The following is a 22,465-nucleotide window of genomic DNA, read 5'->3' as shown; positions in this document are numbered from 1 at the left end:
AACATTATGGATGATCAGAAGGTAAACGATATGTACCAACCACATGACACGCCTAACAACACATTTAACGCATTTGGCGAAAACGAAAAACTCGGTTCTGTACTGGTGCGACAGGGCAAACTGAAAGAAACAGACGCCTTCAAAATATGCGAGTTTCAGCAAAAGAAACCGATGCTGTTTGGTGAGGCGGCAGTCAGGCTCAAGCTGGTGAGCAAGAGCGATGTGGAACAGGCACTGTCGACACAGTTTTCCTTCCCGTATATCGATGTCAAAAAGAACGGCCTCGGCCCGGATCTGGTGATCGCCCACAAACCCTTTGATGCGGAAGCGAACGCCATACGCGGCATCCGTACACAGTTGTTATTCCAGTGGGACAAAATGGAACACCCAACCCTGGCCATCGTCAGTCCCGCGCAAGGTGACGGCAAAAGTTATCTCGCGGCGAATCTGGCGGTTTCTCTCGCGCAAATCGGCAAGAACACCTTGCTCATCGACGCCAATCTGCACAACCCGCGTCAACATCAGATTTTTAATATCGGCAACCGCCTCGGCCTGTCCAATTTGCTGACTGATGAACACCTCAACAAACTCGTATTCGAAATGGAATGTATCGACAACCTGTCACTCCTGCCTGCGGGGCCAATACCGCCGAATCCGATTGAGTTGTTCAGCAACGCCAATTTCCGTAACACCCTCGACAAGTATCAAAAGAACTTCGATGTCATCATTATCGATACACCGAATGCAGTCGGTTCTTCGGAAACCAAGATTATTTCCTCGATGGCGCGCAATGCCATTGTTGTGGGCAGAAAAGACAAAACCAATATCGAACAACTCAAGGAAATGCAGGAAGACCTCCAGTCTGTTGACATCAACATACTTGGCGGCGTGCTCAATCGTATCTAGGCCGTAATGATGGAAGCCATTGCCCACAACAACAACGACAACAACGAATGGCAGCAGTATAGGCATGCGTGGCCGGTGTGGTTTGGCCAAATAGCAGCTGGGAAAATTTCTTTTTTCAGCCGAGTTGAGAGTTGCAGCTACGGCCCTGAGACGACAAAGGTAATAAAAAATCCGCATGAAAATTTGTTTTTGCGAATTGAACAAGTCTTTTGCCCTTTTCGTCCCAAATAGACTGTTGTGATCACATTCTACCCATCTGACAAATTTCATGCATGTTTCAGACGATTTATGTTTTGTATTCAGGGCATAGAAGAAAATTTATGAGCGAACCTGTGGGGGCGATTTTAGGAAATGTGGAAAGTGTCCGGCCGGGAAAAAGAGAACTTTGGCCGATCATGCTTGCTCTTTTTCTTATGTATTTTCCGACGTATTTAAACCTTTTGGAAAATGTGTGGGTCAAGCCAGAAGGTAGTCATGGTCCAATTGTTTTTGTGATGGTGCTATGGCTTTACTACAAAAAAATCCATGAGAAAAGTCCTAAGGATTCAAAACCGAACTATGTTGTTGGCGCTATATTTCTGCTTTTAGGTTTTCTCTTGTATCTTCCGGGTAGAATGTTTGGGATTTATGTGTTTGATGTCGGGTCCCAAATCCCTATTCTGTTTGGGATATATTTGATAGTGTTTGGCAACCAAACGCTAAAAAAAATGTTTTGGCCAACACTGTTTTTTGCATTTGTTGTACCACTTCCTAGCTTTTTGATCGATCCGTTAACTTCCGAGTTAAAAGAAACGGTTTCTTATTTGGTTGACGCTATCCTTTATTCTTTTGGGTATCCTATTAGCCGAAATGGGGTTGTATTGCAATTAGGAGGATATCAGTTACTAATTGCTGACGCGTGTTCTGGGTTGAATTCAATGTTTGCGTTGAGCGGCCTAGGAATCATCTATATTGCTATGTCGTCTATAAATAATCGCATTCATGTTTTGTTGCTCCTTCTTAGCATTCTTCCAGTTGCATTCGCCGCTAACATTATTAGGGTACTAGTATTAGCGATGGTTACCTATCACTTCGGTGATGGCGCTGGAATGGTGGTCCACGATGCTGCGGCTATTATAGAGTTTTTCTCCGCATTATTTTTTATTTTTCTAGTGGATCGTTTTCTAGCAAAGATGTTGCCCTGAGAGGAGTGCCATACAGTGAATAGTGGAAACTTGCGTTTAAGGATATATTCAGTTTCAATATTTCTTCTTCTGTCTTTAATTTCATCTTTTATACTAAAGCCAACCCCTTCCACAAAAGACTACGGTAATTCATTTAAGCTTGAGGAATTAATCCCGAGTAAGTTTGATGGCTGGCGAGAAATCACGATTAATGACTTGACAATCGGTCTACTGAATACCGATCAAAATAAGGATGTAGATAAGCTATATGATCAAACATTTTTTAGGAATTATAGCAATGAGGACGGGCAAGTAATTACGCTCGCTATCGCATATGGTCGACTTCAAACGCCCGATTTGTTGATTCATAGGCCGGAATCATGCTACACAGCACAAGGATTTAAAGTATTAGCTATGGAGGAGGAATCCCTGCTTATCGATAGCATAAACGTGCCGGTCAGAAAGATGTTAACAAAGAATAATCTTCGAATTGAGCCTGTAACCTACTTTATTAGGATCGGTAACGACAGAGTAAATGATAGCGTAAAGATGAAGCTTGCTATTTTCAAAAACGGACTAAAAGGTGATATTCCAGACGGTCTGCTTTTTCGAGTTTCTTCTTTTTCGAACAGTAAAGTTAGTCAGAGCGGACAATATGCAATCCATGATAAGTTTATTGAAGACATGTATAGCAATATGGGGGATTTTGAAAGGAGTATAATTTTTGGAGGTGTTTAGCATGTTCAGAAAAGCCGATGTTTCTTCTAGTTCAAATAGAGTGATGTGTTTTCTATAGTATGGTAGAAATTAGAAAAAATGCGAGCTACCTAGTTGTCGTTGCTTTATCTGTACTTTGCGGATTATCGCTGGCAGTCGGAGTTTACTTTGTTAGTATTTCTCTAATCGCAATTAGCTTTATTCTCGTTTTGTATATGGCGCTAATGTCAAACAGGAATGAGTCACTAAGGGACGGTGTTTTTTGGGTTTTTCTCATTTCATTGCTGCTTACATCTAATATTCAAAAAACTCTTGGGATTTCGGTTTTTTTCTTTCTTGAATTTATTTTATTGGTCATCTCTCCCTTCCTTATCGCGAATTATTACCGTTGCGTCAACGAATCTAGCTTTCTGCGTCACTGGACATATATTATTGTGGTGTTTATCGTGCTGTCGTTAATTAGTTCGGTTTTTGGACGGTCTACTTTTATGGCGTCTATCTATCAGTTTTTTACAAATTTAAAAATTTTCATAGTTTTTATGTTGGGGTTCTATTTGTTGTGGTCAGAAAAAACGAATCGGAATTTCATGAAATTTGTTGGTTGGTTTTGGTTGCCGATTCTTGTTTTCATTTTGTGGCAATGGGTTTTTCCCGATAGCTACAGTGAAGTGTTTTCATATGCAAAGCCCGGATTTGATCCGATGGGAATCTTTCCTGCGAGAGCCCTGGGTGTCTTTCAACACCCCTCTTTTTTAGCACTATTCGCGGCTGTCTGTTTAGGCTTTTGTTTGGCTTGGTATGTTCTGGCCAGAATGAAAAAGTTTATATACTTATCAGCGATATATTTCTTAATTTTGGTAGCATCAACTGAAAGGCAGGAGATTATAGCGGCGGTTTTCTCATTACTAGTTACTTTTTTGGTTTATCACCGCTTAAGGTATTTTGCTGTTACAACTATAGTACTGTTAGTGCCCATTTTAGGTATGCTGGCTATTTATGAGGAACAAGTCGTTGAGATGTTTGATAAGGAATCTGTTATGTGGGGCTTTTCGGGGTACGGAGAAATTAGTCACCCAAGACCAGTCATGTACATTGAATCATTCAATATTGCAAATGAATATTCCCCGTTGGGGAGCGGGCTCGGTACATTCGGTAGCGCCGGTGCACTGAAGTACGATATATCTATGTATATAGAAAGAGGAATAACTTCATATCCGTGGTTTTATGATGACAATGTCTCGATGGATACATACTGGCCGAATTTCGTAGCTGAGACAGGTTTTGTTGGGTTTATATTAATGTTGGTCATAGTTCTTTATCCAACTTTCTACTCTGCAAAAAGGCTATTTTCCAGCAAAAGAAAAGATGAATCGAAAATGTGGTGGTTTTTGTCATTTTTTGGACTAACGTTCATGCTCGTTTTGTCTGCGACTTCGCCATCGTTTCAGGATCCAGGTTTATTCTTTTTGCCTGGGATACTTTTCGGAATTGCCTTCAAAAAGGACGCTAAACAAACAGGTGGTGTTGGTGTTCATTTATGAACAGCGCGAAATATTTTGTTAAAAGAATAGTCTCTGTTGTTTCGGCGCTAGGTATATTGTTGGGAAGCATATTTCACTCCAAAGCAGTTTTTTCAAATGAAGTTGGTGGCTCTGTCGATGCAATAGTAGCAGTATCTAGAGCAAACTATCAAACCGTTGATAACCCTAATGCATTTATCGGATTTAGCATTTCTTGGTACAATTTTCAAAAGGCATACTGGAGAAAGGATAGGGTAAGGCAGTCGCTTATAGATTATCTTAGTCATTTTCCCGGCGCTGTCTACCGCTATTCAGGTGGAGATAATTCATATGAGTGGTATCTGGCAATTGGTGATCGGAAAAAGAGAAAGTTTCAACATGCAAAATTTCATATCTACGAAAAATGTTTATTTGGAATAGGCGAATTCGAAGAGTTTGTGGCGACAGTTGGGGGCGAATCAATCATAAATCTAAATATCACTGGAACTAGAAAAAGGGATTGGAGCGCTGAGGAGGCGGAAAACGTTAATGTGTCACTTTTAGAATATTTGCACAAATCAAGAACTCCGTACAACTGCAACAATGAATATTGTGGTAAAACAAGGCTATTTGAATTAGGGAATGAAACAGATCATGGTGAAAACGCATGGAGGGCAGATGAATATGCTTCTCGAGTTAACAGAATTAGAAAGTCAATTAGCAAAAAATACGGGGAAGTAACTTTAATTGTGCATACAGCTACATCGCCTTGGAACGACATGTTGCGAGGTGAAAGCCGAGCAAAAGAGTTCAATTACAATCTGCGAAAGTTAGTTGATCAAGAAACGAAAAACTTTTCATTGCACACATATTACGATGGGCTCACTGTTCCAATAATTATGCGTGAGATTAACTCGGTTGTTACATCCATGAGTAGAATAGAAGAACGAATTGTGCCGGCCAGTCTATATATCACCGAGCATGCACGTTATCCAGAAGGAGAAAAAACTAAGAATTGGGAAAAGTATTGGCCGAATACAGGTAATCTAAGAGGTGGTATTTCTACGGCCGACTTTCTGCTTTCACTGCTCCCCATCGCAGGAATTAAAGCTGCGATGTGGCATTCTCTCGGTGCTGAAGGCCCTTGGCAGCTCTTTCCATTAGATGAATTATCCGATGAGATCTATCCAAACGTTGTGTATTGGGTATATCGAGTTTTTCAGAAGGGTCTATTCGTCAAACTCCACAAAACAAGTATTAAACAAAATTCGATACCAATATACAAAGGTGGGTACGATATAAACGCTGTATCAATGGGAAACGAATTAGGCGAAATTAGTGTAATGTTTGTGAATCGAAAGAACTCGCCGGCAAGAATATCTCTAGTGATGCCTGAATTGGTGAAAATGAAGCTGGAAGCAAAAAAATATTTTGTAAGTTCAAAAAATCCGTATGACGAGAATTCTTTTCAAAAGAAAAATCGTGTAATCATGCGAGATGAACAATCAATATTGGAGTTTGGCTCACAAGGTCAGGCGTCAATAGTTCTTCCTGCGAATTCGTTTACTACCTATTTGTTTAAGGTCGGAGAAGGGCTAGTCAAATGAAAGTTCTGGTCTCTGCCTTCGCATGTGCGCCAAATTATGGTTCTGACAGGGAGGTCGGATGGCAGTGGGCCGTGAATCTTGCAAAGCAAGGTCATGACGTTGTCGTATTAACGCGAACTACAGAACGTAGTCGAATTGACCGATTCATAGATCCAGCGCTATCAGAAAGACTCATTTTTCAATATGTAGATTTTCCCTTCGTGGCAAAAGTTACCTCTAAGATAAGCAAAAGGAATCATCTATACTACTACTTTTGGCAATTACTTGCGCTGATACATGCGTATCGCATAGACAAAACGAGAGATTTCGATATCGTTCACCACGTTACATGGGTTTCGCTTAGGCAGCCAAGCTTCTTAGGGTTGCTAGGTAAACCATTCTATTTCGGGCCAGTTGGTGGCGCGGACCGAATACCGAGAAAACTTAGATTGTCTTTCGGCATGAAGCAGAAATTACTGGAAGCGTTTCGAGACATTGCAATATTCACTGTAAAAGTTGATCCGCTTATGCATCTAACTTTTGCTTCTGCAGATAAGATAATTGTCACATCGAAAGAGTGTATGGATGCATTACCTAGGAGATATCGCTCAAAGGCAAAAATTCAGTTGGCCATTAATTCTGAAGGTCTGGATGCTCGGAACTCTGGAGAGTCGAGATATAGAAGCGGAGGTAACCTTCGACTGATTTATGCAGGAAGATTAATTGATTGTAAGGGAGTTCACCTGCTGATCGATGCCATGTATCAGCTAAAGAAGAGTGGTTTGCCGTTTGTACTAAATATTGTCGGTGAAGGATTGTCTATGGATCGCCTGAAGGAGTTGGTGTTATCAAGAGACCTTAGTAAAGAAGTTTTGTTTTTAGGATGGAAGAGTAGAAGGGAGCTATATGAGATCTATAGGGAAAGTCATCTCATGGTTGTCCCGGCCTTGAGAGATTCGGGGGGGCTTGTAATTCTGGAGGGTATGTCTCACGGATTGCCGGTAATCGCGTTTGACTCAGGAGGGCCAGGAGTGACGGTGAATGAGAGTGTAGGAAGACTAATCGACATAAAGAATATGTCGGAGGAAGAAGTTACCAGGAATATTGCTCAACATCTGAGCGATCTTATGGATGACCCGAGTGAACTTGATAAGTTGAGTAAACGTGCATCCGAATGGGTAAACAAGTTCACGTGGGAAAATATATACGAAAATATATACAAATAAGTTTAATTAAAAATCCGGTAAGGGCACGAAATACATTCCAAATGCAAGATTTCGATAGGTATAAAAAATCCGATGTGCTTAAAAGTGCCAGATTCCTTTTATTCGGTAGAGTTTTGTCCGCATCATTGGGTTTGTTGTTAATTCTGCTGCTTGTAAGAGAGTTGTCGCTGGCGGAATATGGCGCGTATACCGTATTTAATGCGTTGATCGAGGTGATTGCTGTTATTTCCGGATTCGGTATAGCTCATGCCTTCCTGCGTTACGTTCCTGAGTTGTATTCGATAAAAAAAGACGGCGAACTTCGAGGCGTGCTTTTGTTGCTCGGAGTTTTTCGAATTACAACTCTTGTCGCATTTGCTCTTGTAGCTCTTTATTATGCGGGCGAATTTACTGAAAAATTCACGTTTGGTGCCTTTGAGGAAGAATTTAGAATCTATATACTGGTTATTGTTTTGCGTGTAATTCAACAGATGGTGTTTCAAATACTTGAAACACTTTTAGCGCAAGGTATAGCGCAGCTAGGCTATTTTTTAGGGGCGTTAATAAAGATATTGTGTTTCTTGTATTTTCTAAAGTCTGGGGAAGTAGGTCTTCTAGACGTTATAGTTGCTGATATCATAGGTGATACGATATCGATGATCGTTATGATAGGAGGGCTGGCTTTCGTTTTATATCCAAAAAATAGAAACAAAAAAATGGAGTTCTATTGGTTTTTTAGTAACATTAAGAGAATGCTTTATTTTATGTTAACCGCATACTTACAGAATGTACTTGTCTTGATGTATGGAAGTTCATCTAACCGGTTGGTTTTCTCACATTATAGCAATGGTGAATCAGTTGCAAGTTTAGGGCTTTCGCAAGCGATAGTTGATATTTTTCGAAGATATCTCCCGGTGCAGTTTCTCTTTGGTGTTATTCGCACATATTCAATTGCGTGCTATGTAAAAGATAGAGATATGAGTAATGTAGTGAATACTTCTAATATTTTGTTAAAAATTAATTCTATTGTTCTGCTGATTCTGGCAATTTGGATTTCGTCCATTGGTGAATCAATTGTCTATAGTTTGACGGAAGGTAAATACGGATCTGACGCGATAAATTTGCTTTTACTATTTCTATTGGTTTTATTGTTTGAAACAAAACGAATTTTAGTTGAAATGGCTGCTCAGATTCTGGAGCGCTATAAGATATTTGTGTATACCAATGTTGCGCTTTCATTGTCTATTTTATTAGCAATACCTTTTATTAATAAGTATGGGGCGATGAGTGTAGTAGTGGCTAATGTTGTGGGACTTGTGATATCCAACTATTTTTCTATGAAGATGGTTTCCAATTACGGCACGAAGTATAGATGTGACTGGAGTGGAAGTTCAAAGTTGGTGTTGGTTACATTCTTAGTGTTAACGACAATAGAGTTAGTAAAGGGGAACATGATTATTGACATAATTGTTGCGGCCGTGTGTAGTATTTCTTCTCTGTTGGTTTTGTGGAGAATGAAGTATTTCGATAATGCACAATTGGCGACATTGAAAGCCATAATAAGGTTTAAGGGGCAGTCGGTAAATAATTAAGTGCGTTACTCTAGATTGGTGATCGATATAAGTTATCCCATCAAATCTTATCTATTGAATTGCTCATAAATATGGAAAATTAGTAAATGGTAGCACAAGTAGATAGAAATTATGTTAAATATGGATGGCGGGCGGTGTTACGACGGTTGGTTAGCTATGCTTTTTTCGAGGGACGGCCACTCACGACAAAAGGAAGATGGTTTAATCCTGTTGTCAATTTAGTTCTCTGGGTGTTGTCTAAAAAGGAAATATCTAATTACATTGAAAATCCAATTTTCATAACGGGGTTAGGGAGATCAGGAACAACATTGCTAGGGGTGATGTTGTCGTTGCATCGCGATGTGGGATTCTTGAACGAGCCAAAAGCCATCTGGCAGAGGGTGGATAAAAGACAGGACGTAAATTCGAATTATTCTTCATGTGGTGCAAAATATGTACTACGTGAAGACGATCTAACTGACAGTAAGCGAATCAAGGCTAAAAGACTATATGGATGGTATTCATATATAGTGCGTTCCTCGAGGATAGTAGATAAGTATCCAGAAATGATATTTAGGGTGGAATACCTGTTAAATATATTCCCGAACGCGAAGTTTCTTTTTATAGAGAGAAATGGAATTGATGCGATTAAGTCAATTGAAAAATGGTCCGTAGAAAAGGGTAGTCTAACGAGTGAAAAGAAAGAAAATTGGTGGGGTGTTAATGATGCAAAATGGAACTATCTAAGAAGTCAATTGATAGATTCAAGAATAGAGTATAAAACTCTGGCTAGCTTGAAGGATGAAGACTTGAAAGATGTAGATAAGGCCGCTATCGAGTGGATAGTTACAATGAATGAGGGATTGAATTATTTTGAAAAGTATCCCGGTTTAATCATGAGGGTTAGATATGAGGAATTGACATTGAACCCAGAGGTGGTTTTAAACAAAATCATGGAATTTTGCGAGCTAGAAATGGATGTAAATGTGTTGAAATATGCAAGCGAAAGTGTTTACTTAAACAATCCGAGACCAATTCCAAAGCTAAATCGTGAAGTGGAAGCGTTGTTTGAGCGGACTATGGTAAGACTTGGATATTCACCCTAGTTAATATTTAGTTGCATTTGAGTGAGATTAAGAGTGATTTTAATCCGTTAGCAAAAGATTGATGTGAATGTTGTTTGAAAAAGGGATAAGAAAATAGCATATGAACGTGTTAGTGGTGGGGCAAAATTATCGGATTGTAGGTGGGTCTGATAGGTATCTTGTAGAGCTGTGCGAATTACTTAAAAAAAACGGTCATAATCCTATACCTTTCGTTGCTGAGCATGAGCAAAATCTGAAGACGAAGTACGAAAAGTATTTCCCAAAAAGAGTTAACTTTGAAAATCCTCGTATAAGAGATGTTGTTAACTACTGCTATTCTTTTTCCGCGAGAACCTCTATAAACCGTTTGCTTAGGGATGAAAAGATAGACATAGTTCATCTTAATATTTACTACGGCCAGCTGACGTCATCTATCATTAGAGAAGTAAAAAGTAGAAAAATACCAATTGTGCAGACGTTACATGAATACAAGTTGCTTTGCCCGGTGTATCGTTTATATAGAAATGAGAGTTATTGCGATAAGTGTATAACAGGGAATTATTTCTATTGTCTCTATCATAGATGTAATCGAGGATCGGTTGTACGATCGCTTCTTTCAGTGGTTGAATCAATGATATCGAGATATTTAGGTTCTAATACTGGAATAGATCGATTTATTGCGATAAGCAAATATGTAAAGATGAAACATGTTGAGGCAGGAATCGAGGCTGAGAGAATCACTGTCGTGCCGAATTTTACATCTTCATTGGGGAGGCAGGAAAGAAGAAAGAGTGACTATTTTCTATTTTTTGGTCGGGTAGAAAGGGAAAAGGGAACCAGTGAAATTCTCGATTTGGCTAGAGAAAGTAGATATCGGATATTAGTCGTAGGAGAGGGAAGCGAAAAGAAAAAAATGGAAGAAGTTAAGCAAAAAGAGGTCCTTGATAATTTGGAGATAGTGGGGTTCAAGTCTGGTAATGATCTCGACGAGCTTATTCGAAACGCTAAGGCAAGTATTATACTCAGCCGTTGGGAAGAACCATTTGGCTTATCGGTGGTAGAGTCGATGGCAAGAGGAACAATTCCAATTGCTAGCAAAAGGGGCGGTATTACCGAGATAGTGGCGGATGGTGAGGATGGGTTTCTTGTTGACGGCCGAAATTCTAAGGAAATTCTCGAAAAGATGACATGGGTTGTTAATAATCAGAGTGAGGTAGAAGTGATGGAGAAAAAGGCAATAGAAAAGGTGGAACAGAATTATAGCGAGGAAGTGTTTTACAGAAAATTAATGGGCGTTTATAGAAAAGAGATTTTCGAGAATGTGTGAGTTGTTGATTGGGGGGGGGCAAGAGAAATGACAATTAATTGGCTTATGCGAATTAGTAAGGCGCTGAGTCCGTGTCACGAACTATAATTGTCAGCGGAATCCGCGGCATCCCCGCTGCCCACGGCGGCTTCGAAACCTTCGCAGAATATCTCGCACTCTATCTTGTAAACAAAGGGTGGGCCGTAACCGTCTACTGTCAAGAGGACAGCGGCGATTACCGGGAATCCGAATGGAACGGCATCCATCTTATCCATATCCCCGTAAAGCAAGGTGGCGCGCTCGGTACGGTGATATTTGATTTCAAATGTGTCTTGCATAGTCTGAAACAGAGTCAACTTGTCCTGACGTTGGGTTATAACACTGCCATTTTTAATCTCCTCTATCGCATCAAAGGGATTCCCAATCTTATCAATATGGACGGCATCGAATGGCGGCGTTCGAAGTGGTCGACACCGATTAAGACATGGTTCTGGTTAAATGAGAAATTCGGTAGTTGGTTTGGTACACATTTGATTGCGGACCATCCAGAAATCAATAGGCACTTACAGCGCAATGTGAGTGCTTCAAAGATTACGACTATTGCCTATGGTGCGGAATCTATTAATACAAGCGATCCAGAAGTGCTCAGACACTGCGGGCTCGATAATATTCCTTACGCTATAGTAATTGCTCGACCCGAGCCGGAGAATTCTATTCTCGAAATTGTGACGGCATTTTCTCGCAAGGAGCGTGCATGTAAGTTAGTCATATTAGGTCGCTTTGACGATGACAATTCTTACCATCAACAAGTGATAACTGCCGCAAATGATGATGTGGTATTCCTTGGAGCTATTTACGATAAGCCAACCGTACAAGCCTTGCGCCACGGTGCACGTTTTTATATACATGGTCATCAAGTAGGTGGTACGAATCCTTCGTTGGTGGAAGCAATGGGAGCCGGTTCAGCAGTGCTTGCACACGATAACAAATATAATCGATGGGTGGTCCAGGGTGGGGCTGTCTATTTTAAAGACACCAACGAGTGTGAGTCACAGATAGATAGGCTGCTGAGTGATGACGAGTTTGTGAGTGAACTAAAGAAAGCTTCCCAGCAGAGGTTTGAACAGGAGTTTACTTGGAATGCTGTACTTATTCAGTACGAAAATTTGCTCCAACGCTACGCTATTTAGCTGGTCAATTAGGGTGAGAGTTTAGTTTTCGATTGTGGTCAGTATTGCGTTACTATAACCCTCTACCGTTTTTCGCTATGCTCGACTATAGGAGTGCGAAAAACCAGAAAATATCCAAGTATGAAAGAGTAAAGGGATTATCTTATGAAGCTTCTTAAACTGTCTGGCCTGTTCACGATTGTAACTCTCGCGATTACTTCCCCCATAGATGCCAGCGAGGTTTCTATTCCCCACCAGTTCGAAGCGAAGACGACTGCCAAGGCCGCCGATGTGAATGCAAACTTCGATGTGCTGAAGGAAGGGGTTAACGACAATAACAACCGTATTACCGCGCTCGAATCCAGCAGCGGCGATAGTGCGAACACAATTACCAACCTCCAAGGTAGGATGACGCAGAACGAGTCCGCCGTTGGTAGGTTAACCGCGAGTAATACCTGTAGTGTGGGCCAGGTGGTAACCGGTATCGGCACGGATGGTAAAGTCGTGTGTGAGGACAACAGCACTGGCAGTCGCCTCGGCATGTTCCGCCACACCGCCGCCGCAAGTTGCAAGGCGATACTGGATGCCGGTGATAGCTTTGGTTCCGGTAGTTACTTTATCGATCCCAATGGCGGCGACAACGCGGATGCGTTCAAGGTCTATTGTGATATGGACACCAACGGTGGTGGTTGGACGCTGTGCGGTAAATTCGATAGAGACAACGCGGTATCGAAGACCGCGCTGGAAAGTCCTTTTGCAAGGGCGCAGGTTAATGTTGGTGATTTAAAATCGATATCACAATTCACTGACTTTCAGGCCTCTCAGGATTGTCGGACCTTGATTGCTAACGGCGCGACGCAAATCCTCAGTGCCGGTACCGATCGTGACAGTAATTGGGGAAGAGGGAGAATTATCGATATCATTGCCGAAGTAAAAGCCAATCCTGGCAACTTATGGAATATTGAGGCCGATGAAGACGGGACAGGTATTTGCGGTGTAAACGCTATCATTACCTATAGGCGGAATGGTGAAAACCTGGGGATATCTGATGGTGGTGGAGATTTGGGGGACCGCGCAGTAGTAACGGGCGATGGTGCTTTCTGGACCAACTTCGGTAGAACCGGCGCGACCTTTTCAAATGCTTCAACGTCAAGTTGTACCGCTACAAGAGATGATACTGTTTATTGGAGCTGGGTTGATAGCGACGGAGCACTCGACGACCACGGCTGCAATCTCACGCAGGTGCTTGGCACTGGTTGCGGTCAGGCAACCACCTGGACCAAACCGAGTTTCCGTTATAATTTGATGTTCATGCGCTAAAGCACAAGCCGCGCTACCCGGCGACATGCATCACTATGTGAGTTTCGGTTCAGGAGGATCTTTGCTGACGACGTCGCAACTTCCACCCAATAAAACCTAACTCCGCAATCATCATTGCCCAGGTTTCCATTTCTGGAACAACTTGTACCACCCCCGGTGTTAACGTTATACCACTTAGTGGCGTAACGCCATCTCCGGCTAAAAATGGATAGGCGGACGTGAAGTCAAGTTCAAGATCAGCGATGCCCGGAGATGTCGAAATAAAATAGCGGGCGGCGCTACATACCCCGAAAGCGGAAAAGATAATAGCGGCAATTTTTAAAAGGCGCGTCCTGCTTAGTTTCATACTTCTTACTCCCTTAGCTTTTTCTGATCTTATGGTCACGTATTCTAATTACTCTGGGTAATTTGTCTCAAACGACTATTCTACTCGTGGGCTCTCTTGGTTTTGGGGGGATTACAATTCCCATCAGATGACTCCGCCAGAAAAGTCGTTTACCTGGCGATACAGCAGGCATCATCAAAATGGACAATGCCAATTAGAAATTGGAAATCGGCGCTGAATCGGTTTACGATTGAGTTCGAAGATCGGTTGATCAACTATGTTTAACAACTGCAGTTACACAGAATGGTGTACATTCTCTTCATTTCGTGACGCCTTTGAGACTTGTAAAATAGTAGTAACCGTCCGGCAAAACCATCTTGATCCATTCACTGTCTGCTAGTAAGCGTCCAGCCATCACCTCTTGCCAACCTGTTTCCATTTATTATTCAAAAGAATAGTCAAACACGCTCTGTTGAGCTAAGATAACGGTCTTATTATCAAAATAACTTTAATAATGGCTGTGAATTCTAATACCAAAGGGCTAGTCGTTCTTCTTTTCTGCATAATATTGTTTTCCCTGGTGTCGGCGTGTATTCATGACGACGTATTGAGTTCACCAACCTTAGTCGTAGGTGACTTTACGGACGATAAGGGTGTGTCGTTGTCGTGGGGAGCAGTGGGTGGTGCGGAAAGGTATTCCATACGCTGGCATCGAAGCGACGATTCAGAGATAAATAGAATTGACGGCGTTAAATCGCCTTTTGTGCTTGAACCTATTTTCGGTCAAAACATCGCCATTTCTGTTGAGGCGTCGAACAAAAAACATACCGCCATATCCGACGAGAAAACCGTCTTGTTTGTCCCTGCCAAACCGGAATTTGCAGACGCGGATATCGCGGGAAACGAAAACACACTTTCCTGGAACGCAGTAGCGTCATCGACGTCTTATCAAATCTTCTCATCATCAGTCGATCAAACTTTTGCAGACGCAAGCCTGGTGGGTGAAACTGAGGAGCGAAGCCTTACTCATACAAATGCAGAGGCATCTTCTAAGATTCGTTATTATCTTGTTGCATTGAATCAATCCGGTAGCAGTTTTCCGTCAGAGGCACTCGACGTCGACAGCGCGGAACTTCCTAAAAAGCCTGAAATCAAAGAAATCAAGACACTTAGCGGTGAGAATGTTGTTACCTGGACATCAAATAATTCGGTGACGTCTTACAAGATTTATATGTCTCAAGATTCCGACTCCTTTGAATCGGCAGAATTGATCGGTGAATCCGAAAGCGACTCCTACGCGCATCAAAACGTAACTCCTCTGTCGAATATCTATTACTACCTGGTTGCGACAAATTCCAAAGGTGACAGTTCTCCCTCGGTTGGAATCAAAGTTCAGTCGGCGTTCTATCATCCGGCTGTAGAAGCACCTCTTAATAAAACCGGTGTCAAATATTTTATTACCGACGCTCAAATTACGAAACAGGACGGAACGGTAGGCGTAAAAATATTTTCAGAGGAGCCCGGGTCGTATAAGGGACAAGATGGCACGAATCAATCGAACGCGGTAGGTACAAGCTTTAGCTTCACAAAACTGGATACGTCTGGCGCCGACTTACCAGACACTCACACGGACACAAGCACTTGGAATTGTACACGTGATAATAATACGGGCCTGCATTGGGAAGTGAAAACCCTTTCCGGACCGAGATCATCCACCTCGCTCTTCACTTGGTTCGATCCTAAGGAGATCAGCAACGGGGGAGATTCCGGAATGGAGGATCCATCAGCATGTGATATTCCCTATTTAGAAGGTAACACTCTTCAACACATACAACTTGCGAATAGCGAACAATGGTGTGGATTTTTCGATTGGCGATTACCGACAATTGAAGAGCTGAGATCAATTGTCGACTACGGAATAGATACGCAGGTCTCAGGCGTCTACTTTTTGCTGGATCCAAAATATTTTCCGAATATTGTTCGACGCCATCAATGGACTTCGATCACCGATGGAATATCCAGCAACAGAGCATTTGGCTTTCATTTTGCCGAAGGTACTTCCGAGTCACATCCGAAGAAGTGCGAGCTTAACAGGGGGTTTACCAATGCTGTTATGCTTGTGCGTGGTTCGGTCAAATCTTCACTTTCTTTCGTGACGAGCGACGACTAGATAGGCGAGGATTAAAAATTAAATATGAAAAACAGAAATTCTAGTCGTAGTCATTTCCCGAAATTGATACACAATAGACAGTTTATTGGTTTGCTTTTTTTTATCGCTACCGTTTGCATACACACCACGACGTTCGCCTGCAATGGCGCAATACCTGGTCATTATTTAAACCGCTTTATCGACAATAAGAATGGCACGATTACGGATAAAATGACCAATCTGATGTGGCAAAAATGTACGCTTGGTACTACCTGGAATGAACAAACAGGGCTCTGCGATGCGGAGATAAACGAATTTGGATACCGAATTGTCGATATGTTCACGTGGAAGGAAGCATTGGCGCGAGCACAGCAAGATTCTTTTTCCTCGAATAATGATTGGCGACTACCAAACGTGAAAGAGATCGGTTCGATTTATGACCCAGCGTGCTTAGATTCCAGTTCTTTCCTGGCAATTGACATTGCTATTTTCGATTCATCTCCCTCACGATATTGGACATCGACACCAAGCCGTAAGGCAATCAAATTACCAACTGATTCAGGCAATTTTGTTTATGTCAATTCAGCCTACGCGATGGCCTTCGCCCATCCGAGTCTGGGAGCCAAAATCAGCTCGATAGACTCGAAACAGGCGGTAAGATTGGTACGAAGCCGATAGCATGTAGTTTAAGCCATGAGAGAATATGGTTCGGAAAAGTCAAATAACACCGTATTCGAATTCGCGCAGTTAACATGAATATTGGTTCGTAAGGGTAGACAGCGACAAACTAGAAGGAATGTATACTAAGTGAGTACCGTCCCAATTATTCGCGACCTAGTAAAACTTTTCATTAAGTTCTCTTGCATTAGTGGGTTGATCTGCATGTCGGTTAACACGTTTGCAATAGAACCACGGTTTGATAATTCCGGCCTGATCCTTCGATCAGATGGTACGTATCAATATCCAGAAAAAGCTCAAAAGCACCACAAAAATATGGGTGACCGTATGTGGAGAGATCTTGCCTTTACCGGCAGGGAATATATCGGGATATCTGATGACGGATATCTTTGGGGCCGAGGAGATAACAAATACGGTTTGCTCGATCCGGCAGGAGGTTTGGGTTCTTATTTAGACTTTCGAATAGTGACCGCGACAGATAAGAAGTTTAAAGAAATTGAAGCCGGGCTGACATATGCCATGGCCCTAGACTACGACGGAAATCTTTGGACGTGGGGTACGAATGAATTTGGTGTTTTAGGATTTGATGACGGCGAAGTGAGGCCAATTGCGCCCCGCCAATTGCCCTCCACAGCAAAATGGAAAATGATTTCAGCAGGTAGCTATCATGCATTGGCAATAGACGAAAATGGTTATTTGTGGGCATGGGGTAAAGGTGAGTTTGGTGCGATCGGAGACGGAGATACGTTGCAACGAAATGCGCCTGTTCGTATAGGCAATGAGTCTGACTGGCAATTTATAGATGCGGGTAGTCAACGTTCTTTGGCTATTAAAAATGATGGCACGCTATGGGTTTGGGGTAAAAACATCGGTGAAGACGGCTTTATGACGACACCGCATCAGGTAGGCAACGATCGAAACTGGAGTTACGCGGAATATATAAAGAGATTCTCAGTAGAGACTCTATTTATGCATAGAGAGGACCAAACAAGTTGGGCAGTAACGCAAACTAGTATTGCACCACAGTATATAGGAGACTGGCGCACCATTAAAACGTCAACTGACTTCTATTACGGATGGGACAATACACTTTGGGCTAAACAATTCGATACAGACTCACCTCGAATATCAGAAATATTTCCTGCCAACTACCCATCTCTTCCCTATCCAGTAGCTTCACCACAACAAATCGGTAATGACGTCGATTGGCAATATCTTGTTACCACTAAAGAGTCAGTTCTCGCAGGAAAGGCGGACAAAAGTGTCTGGCGTTGGGGCTACTATACTGTCCCTGGCTTAGTGTGGAGCCCGGAATTTATGCTTACCTCTTTACCAAAGCAAAGTTTTACTGGCGTTAGTGCTATTGATGTCGGATTTGAACATGTGGTCTTCATTGATAACAACCATAATATTCGCCTAAACGGGACCTATCGCTGGCAAGATGACACGACGGTATATTATGAGGGCCTAAAACGAAACCTTCTTATCTCAGGCACATCAGATTGGAAAGCGATCTATTCAGGTGATCACTATTTCTTCGCTTTGCGCAATGACAATACGCTATGGGGATGGGGGCGATACGGCTGGCCAGACAAAGAGGGCTATCTTGGTCTCGGTGAAGAAAATTTAGATCAGCATTTTAGTGAAATGGTTGAAATTAGTGCGGGAACCAAATGGCGTTCCTTCGCGATGTCTAAAACGCATATTCTTGGTGTAAAGGATGACGGTACACTTTGGGCGTGGGGCAATAATCAATATGGTCAAGTGGCCGCTGGTTCCAATGTGGATTTTGTGTTCAGTGTTCAACAAGTCGGTCAGGATTCGAATTGGAAAACCGTGTTTGCCGGATATAATCAGTCCGCCGCGATAAAGCAGGACGGTACGCTGTGGACATGGGGAGAAAATGCGCACGGTCAGTTAGGGTTTGAAAGCTTTAGTATGATTCCGGAACCAAGACAGGTTGGAACAGACAATGATTGGGATGGTCTTGCTTTTGGTAAAAAGCATACGCTTGCCAGGAAGAGCGACCAGACGTTGTGGGCATGGGGGGATAACAGTGTCGGGCAACTTGGTAACGGAGAAGTTGATAACGACATTACTGATAATCACAATCCCGTAAAAATTAGTAACGACGCCGATTGGGTGAAAATCGCTGCGGGTGATGAATTTTCTGTTGCAATAAAGTCCAATGGTAGCCTTTGGTCATGGGGTAACGGAATGCACGGCCAGCTAGGTAACGGCGTGCCTGCTAAATCGCCGGGACGATTAAACGAAGCTCCTCTTTGGCAGACGAAGCCTGTTTTTTGGGATACGCCACATCCACGTGATATAGAGCATATCAGTAAGTTTAGTTGCGAAAATACAGCCGCATTGGTGGATACTCCCCCGAACCAACTATTTAGTTACTCGTTTAACGCTGAAGACCCGGATGGTCACTTGGTCGAATATACCCTTGGCGAGTTGCCTGTCTGGATGCATTACGAATCACAGACGCAAACCATCTATGGTACACCTGGTGCCGACGATTTTGGATGCAGTAAGATTGTCATAACAGCGAGCGATGGGATCTCATCGACAGAACTCGTCTTTAACGTTGTGGTAAACAGTCAGCCACTGGATATCAATCTATCCAATCTCAACCTTTGGAAAGGCGCGGAAGTAAAAACCTGGGGCGGCGAGGGATATTCTTCCTATATTGATGTAGGACGATTGACCACGGATGACGATGATAATGCAGGCGCTGCAGCGAGAACTTATACATACTCAATACTAGAAGGAACTGATAGCACGCAATTCGCAATTGAAGGAGATATGTTGCGTTTCATTGGCAATCCAAACACCTTGGACTCGCTATCTTCATTTACCTTGACGATTGAGTCTATCGATGAGCTTCGCAAACGTACAAATACTACTTTCACCATTAAGGCTATTGAATCAAATGGTCCGCCAGTCGATGTCAACTTATCGAACAATCGAATTCCTGAAAATGTTGTCGACATAGAAGGGAACAATAGCGAGAGACTCCTAGGCAAGCTAGTCGGGATAGATAGTGAGTATGGCGACGTTCCTATGCTAGCGCTAACAGGCGGAGATCTAGGATATTTCAAATTGACGAGTATCGTTGACGGGGAATATCTACTTTGGGCCAAAGCGGACGCTATGTTCGACTACGAAACAACGCCGATACTACATATTGAGGTTACGGCTACAGATTCACATAACCAATCTCTTTCCAAGACACTAGAAATTTTTGTAGACGACGTCAACGAAGCTCCTACTGGTCTGCTACTTTCCCCAAACCATTTACCTGAAGGATTTTATCCAAGATTTTCGGTAATTGGGCACCTAACGGCCATTGACCAAGATAACGCGGATACTCATCAGTTCTATATCGAGAGTTCCACTAACGAAGATTACTCAGGCCCCTTGTTCACAATCGAAGACAATACATTATTACTCGCAGAGGACTATTTGTTAGACGTTGAAACGGCCCGATCACATGAAGTTAGCGTAAAAATCGTCGATCGAGGTGGTATTACAGTAACAAAAGTTATTACGCTAACTTTGGATGAAGTAGTAACAGTTGAGGCTAATTTTGAATTTAGTAGTGAAACGATCTTCGAAGGATACAGTGAATCGGAAAAGGTTCTCGGTAAGTTTGTACTAATTGGTATTAAAGAACATGATGAATACCTACTTGTTGTGTCGGGTTCCCATGCAGACTTGCTTTTTTTAAAAGGGAATATGCTCTATCTGTCTTCAGGAATTGAACTCGATACAGAAACTCAGTCGCATTTAGAGTTCGATGTAAAACTAATCGTTCCAGGCCAAGAAGACGTTACCAAGCATTTTCTAATCGACGTGCTAAACGTAAACGAACCGCCACAAATTGCATCACTTAAGTTGACAGACTTTGATTCAGCTAGTGGATTCGCGGAGTTTGATCTGCGCTTAGTTGACCTGGATACCAACTCGAACGACCTATTAGTCCAAGTAAATTCGAAAGAAGGCATCGCTACCGTAGACGGTATTGGTAGCGAAAGAAAAGTACGCATAACCGGGATAGGTGGTGATGTTCGGAATCTGAGAGTAACAGTAGACCTTAGTGATGGTGAATTTGCTATTTCAAATGACTTTGATTTTAGTCTGTCAGCAACAGTAGAGAGTCCTAGTGTAGAGATGGACGAAGAAGTAACTGACTCTGAACCATCAGGCGTCGGCGATGCATCTAGCTCTACAACTAAAAACAAAAAATCGTGGTTTCTTAGCTTTAGCTGGAACACCCTTGTTATTTTTATTCTTATTGTATTTTTAAGGCGGAAATATCTCGAAGAAGGATCGAAAGGAATTTAGTGTGCATCCTATCAAGAAAACTGCTTTGTTAGTGGTGCGACAGCGTAGAGACGAAAACGTCCGGCAAACCCATCTTGATCCATTCACTGTCCGCAATATTTTAGGTGTCCACTTATAATTATGTGGACACTAATATAGACCAAATAAGTGAGACCAAAATATCGATTAAACGTTGCCATCACTCTGTTGTCTTTAAGGTCCAAGTGTTGGAAGAGTTCAACCAACCCGGCGCATCGATTGCCGCTGTCGCGCAACGCCATGAACGCTTACTAGAAAAATACCTTTTCGAATTTCTTGGTGCAGTTTTTTCTCCTCCATAAATGTAGCCTTTCGGCTTTCATTTGATAGCGTCAGGTTTTGTTTCCTTGGAAAAATGAGCGACCCGCGTTTCGCGAGTCGCTCAATTCGTTTTTAATTTAGAGTTACATCATCAAGATATACAGAAGGTCTACCACCTTGAGTGGCTTCGACTTCCCACTCATAGGTGTGTGCACCTTCGGTAACATCAATCACGATGTAATGCCAGTTGGTGCTGCCGCTGTAGGTGTTATAAGGCACGCCATCGATATACAGCGTCGTGTTGTTATAACGCGTGTACAAACGGAACGCGATCTGAGTATGCGTGCCGCTGTAGACTAACTCCGTAGCAGTGGTTCCCGCAGTAGCTAACAGGGGCGGATGCAGACTGAAGCTGCCAGAGAATTTGGCTAGATTATCGACTTCCCAGCCGCCGGTAAACTCTGGCGGCAGGAAGCCGTCCTCAAAACCATAAGGACCCGGACCACTCACCGGTGCGGTGTTGCTGAACGAGATGTCATCCAAGTAGACCGACGGCCGACCACTTTGCGTGGCTTCGACTTCCCATCTATAGGTGTGAGCACCTGCGTCGACGTTGATGACGATGTAGTGCCAGTTGGTGCTGCCGCTGTAGGTGTTATATGGCACGCCATCGATATACAACGTCGTGTTGTTATAACGCGTGTACAAACGGAAAGCGATTTGGGTATGTGTGTTGCTATACACCAGTTCAGTGGCAGTGATTCCCGCAGTAGCTAACAGGGGGGGATGCAAACTGAAGCTGCCGGAAAATTTAGCCATATTGTCTACTTCCCAGTCGCCGCTAAATTCTGGTGGCAGAAAGCCGTCCTCAAAACCATAAGGACCCGGACCGCTTACCGGTGTGGTGTAACTGAACGAGACGTCATCCAAGTAAACCGACGGTCGACCGCTTTGCGTGGCTTCGACTTCCCACTTATAGGTGTGTGCACCTTCGGTAACATCAATCACGATGTAATACCAGTTGGTGCTTCCCCACTAATGGATTTTTTGCAAGAATTAAGGATATACGATTATGAAAGCAGCCTTATTTAAAAAGTACGGGACTTTTGAAAACGTTTTTATTGATGATATTAAGAAGCCCACACCTGTCGCGA

At 42.6% G+C, this 22,465-nt stretch carries 16 protein-coding genes and 1 pseudogene; 15 read left to right on the top strand and 2 right to left on the bottom strand.

The features are described 5' to 3' along the window. Nucleotides 1-6: 6 nt before the first annotated feature. The 11 genes from OEZ43_20090 to OEZ43_20040 all read left to right on the top strand — a co-directional run bounded on the left by OEZ43_20090 (nucleotide 7) and on the right by OEZ43_20040 (nucleotide 13,527). Nucleotides 7-906 carry a polysaccharide biosynthesis tyrosine autokinase gene (locus OEZ43_20090; GenBank protein MDH5547885.1) on the top strand — a complete coding sequence of 300 codons (900 nt, stop codon included), beginning with the start codon at nucleotides 7-9 and terminating at the stop codon, nucleotides 904-906. Nucleotides 907-1,226: 320 nt separating this feature from the next. Beyond that, nucleotides 1,227-2,090, top strand: coding sequence for an exosortase (xrt, locus tag OEZ43_20085; GenBank protein MDH5547884.1), 864 nt, complete (start codon nucleotides 1,227-1,229; stop codon nucleotides 2,088-2,090). A gap of 15 nt (nucleotides 2,091-2,105) precedes the next feature. Continuing rightward, on the top strand, nucleotides 2,106-2,807 hold the full coding sequence (locus OEZ43_20080) for an EpsI family protein (GenBank protein MDH5547883.1): 702 nt from the start codon (nucleotides 2,106-2,108) through the stop codon (nucleotides 2,805-2,807). A gap of 59 nt (nucleotides 2,808-2,866) precedes the next feature. Continuing rightward, nucleotides 2,867-4,327, top strand: coding sequence for an O-antigen ligase family protein (locus OEZ43_20075; protein ID MDH5547882.1), 1,461 nt, complete (start codon nucleotides 2,867-2,869; stop codon nucleotides 4,325-4,327). Then, nucleotides 4,324-5,892 carry a hypothetical protein gene (locus OEZ43_20070; GenBank protein ID MDH5547881.1) on the top strand — a complete coding sequence of 523 codons (1,569 nt, stop codon included), beginning with the start codon at nucleotides 4,324-4,326 and terminating at the stop codon, nucleotides 5,890-5,892. Before OEZ43_20075 ends, OEZ43_20070 begins: the two co-directional genes overlap by 4 nt. Continuing rightward, nucleotides 5,889-7,097, top strand: coding sequence for a glycosyltransferase family 4 protein (locus OEZ43_20065; GenBank protein MDH5547880.1), 1,209 nt, complete (start codon nucleotides 5,889-5,891; stop codon nucleotides 7,095-7,097). The genes OEZ43_20070 and OEZ43_20065 overlap by 4 nt, the downstream gene beginning before the upstream one ends. Then, nucleotides 7,046-8,668, top strand: coding sequence for a hypothetical protein (locus OEZ43_20060; protein MDH5547879.1), 1,623 nt, complete (start codon nucleotides 7,046-7,048; stop codon nucleotides 8,666-8,668). The genes OEZ43_20065 and OEZ43_20060 overlap by 52 nt, the downstream gene beginning before the upstream one ends. A gap of 86 nt (nucleotides 8,669-8,754) precedes the next feature. Then, nucleotides 8,755-9,753, top strand: coding sequence for a sulfotransferase (locus tag OEZ43_20055; GenBank protein MDH5547878.1), 999 nt, complete (start codon nucleotides 8,755-8,757; stop codon nucleotides 9,751-9,753). Between the two features lie 100 nt (nucleotides 9,754-9,853). Then, on the top strand, nucleotides 9,854-11,059 hold the full coding sequence (locus OEZ43_20050) for a glycosyltransferase family 4 protein (protein ID MDH5547877.1): 1,206 nt from the start codon (nucleotides 9,854-9,856) through the stop codon (nucleotides 11,057-11,059). A 71-nt stretch (nucleotides 11,060-11,130) separates the two neighbouring features. Then, the gene (locus OEZ43_20045; GenBank protein ID MDH5547876.1) at nucleotides 11,131-12,228 is read left to right on the top strand and encodes a DUF1972 domain-containing protein; all 1,098 of its coding nucleotides are present in this window, start codon (nucleotides 11,131-11,133) and stop codon (nucleotides 12,226-12,228) included. A 144-nt stretch (nucleotides 12,229-12,372) separates the two neighbouring features. Continuing rightward, the gene (locus tag OEZ43_20040) at nucleotides 12,373-13,527 is read left to right on the top strand and encodes a fibrinogen-like YCDxxxxGGGW domain-containing protein (GenBank protein MDH5547875.1); all 1,155 of its coding nucleotides are present in this window, start codon (nucleotides 12,373-12,375) and stop codon (nucleotides 13,525-13,527) included. A gap of 49 nt (nucleotides 13,528-13,576) precedes the next feature. On the opposite strand, the gene OEZ43_20035 is transcribed toward OEZ43_20040, so the two are convergent. Next, nucleotides 13,577-13,873, bottom strand: a complete 297-nt coding sequence (locus tag OEZ43_20035) for a hypothetical protein (GenBank protein MDH5547874.1) — start codon at nucleotides 13,871-13,873, stop codon at nucleotides 13,577-13,579. Between the two features lie 117 nt (nucleotides 13,874-13,990). Between OEZ43_20035 and OEZ43_20030 the strand changes: the two are divergent. The 4 genes and pseudogenes from OEZ43_20030 (at nucleotide 13,991) to OEZ43_20015 (ending at nucleotide 21,032) form a co-directional block, all read left to right on the top strand. Then, a pseudogene (locus OEZ43_20030) lies at nucleotides 13,991-14,137 on the top strand (IS256 family transposase). Nucleotides 14,138-14,366: 229 nt separating this feature from the next. Beyond that, nucleotides 14,367-16,022, top strand: coding sequence for a DUF1566 domain-containing protein (locus OEZ43_20025; protein MDH5547873.1), 1,656 nt, complete (start codon nucleotides 14,367-14,369; stop codon nucleotides 16,020-16,022). Between the two features lie 24 nt (nucleotides 16,023-16,046). Further along, a complete protein-coding gene (locus tag OEZ43_20020) occupies nucleotides 16,047-16,679 on the top strand; it encodes a DUF1566 domain-containing protein (protein ID MDH5547872.1) in 633 nt (210 codons plus the stop codon). Between the two features lie 204 nt (nucleotides 16,680-16,883). Beyond that, a complete protein-coding gene (locus OEZ43_20015; protein ID MDH5547871.1) occupies nucleotides 16,884-21,032 on the top strand; it encodes a putative Ig domain-containing protein in 4,149 nt (1,382 codons plus the stop codon). Between the two features lie 411 nt (nucleotides 21,033-21,443). Here OEZ43_20015 and OEZ43_20010 read toward each other — a convergent pair whose 3' ends face one another. Then, nucleotides 21,444-22,319, bottom strand: coding sequence for a hypothetical protein (locus OEZ43_20010; protein MDH5547870.1), 876 nt, complete (start codon nucleotides 22,317-22,319; stop codon nucleotides 21,444-21,446). Between the last annotated feature and the right edge of the window lie 146 nt (nucleotides 22,320-22,465).

The organism is Gammaproteobacteria bacterium, assembly GCA_029881255.1.
Lineage (GTDB): Bacteria > Pseudomonadota > Gammaproteobacteria > S012-40 > S012-40 > JAOUMY01.
This window is presented reverse-complemented; position numbering and strand designations above follow the sequence as displayed.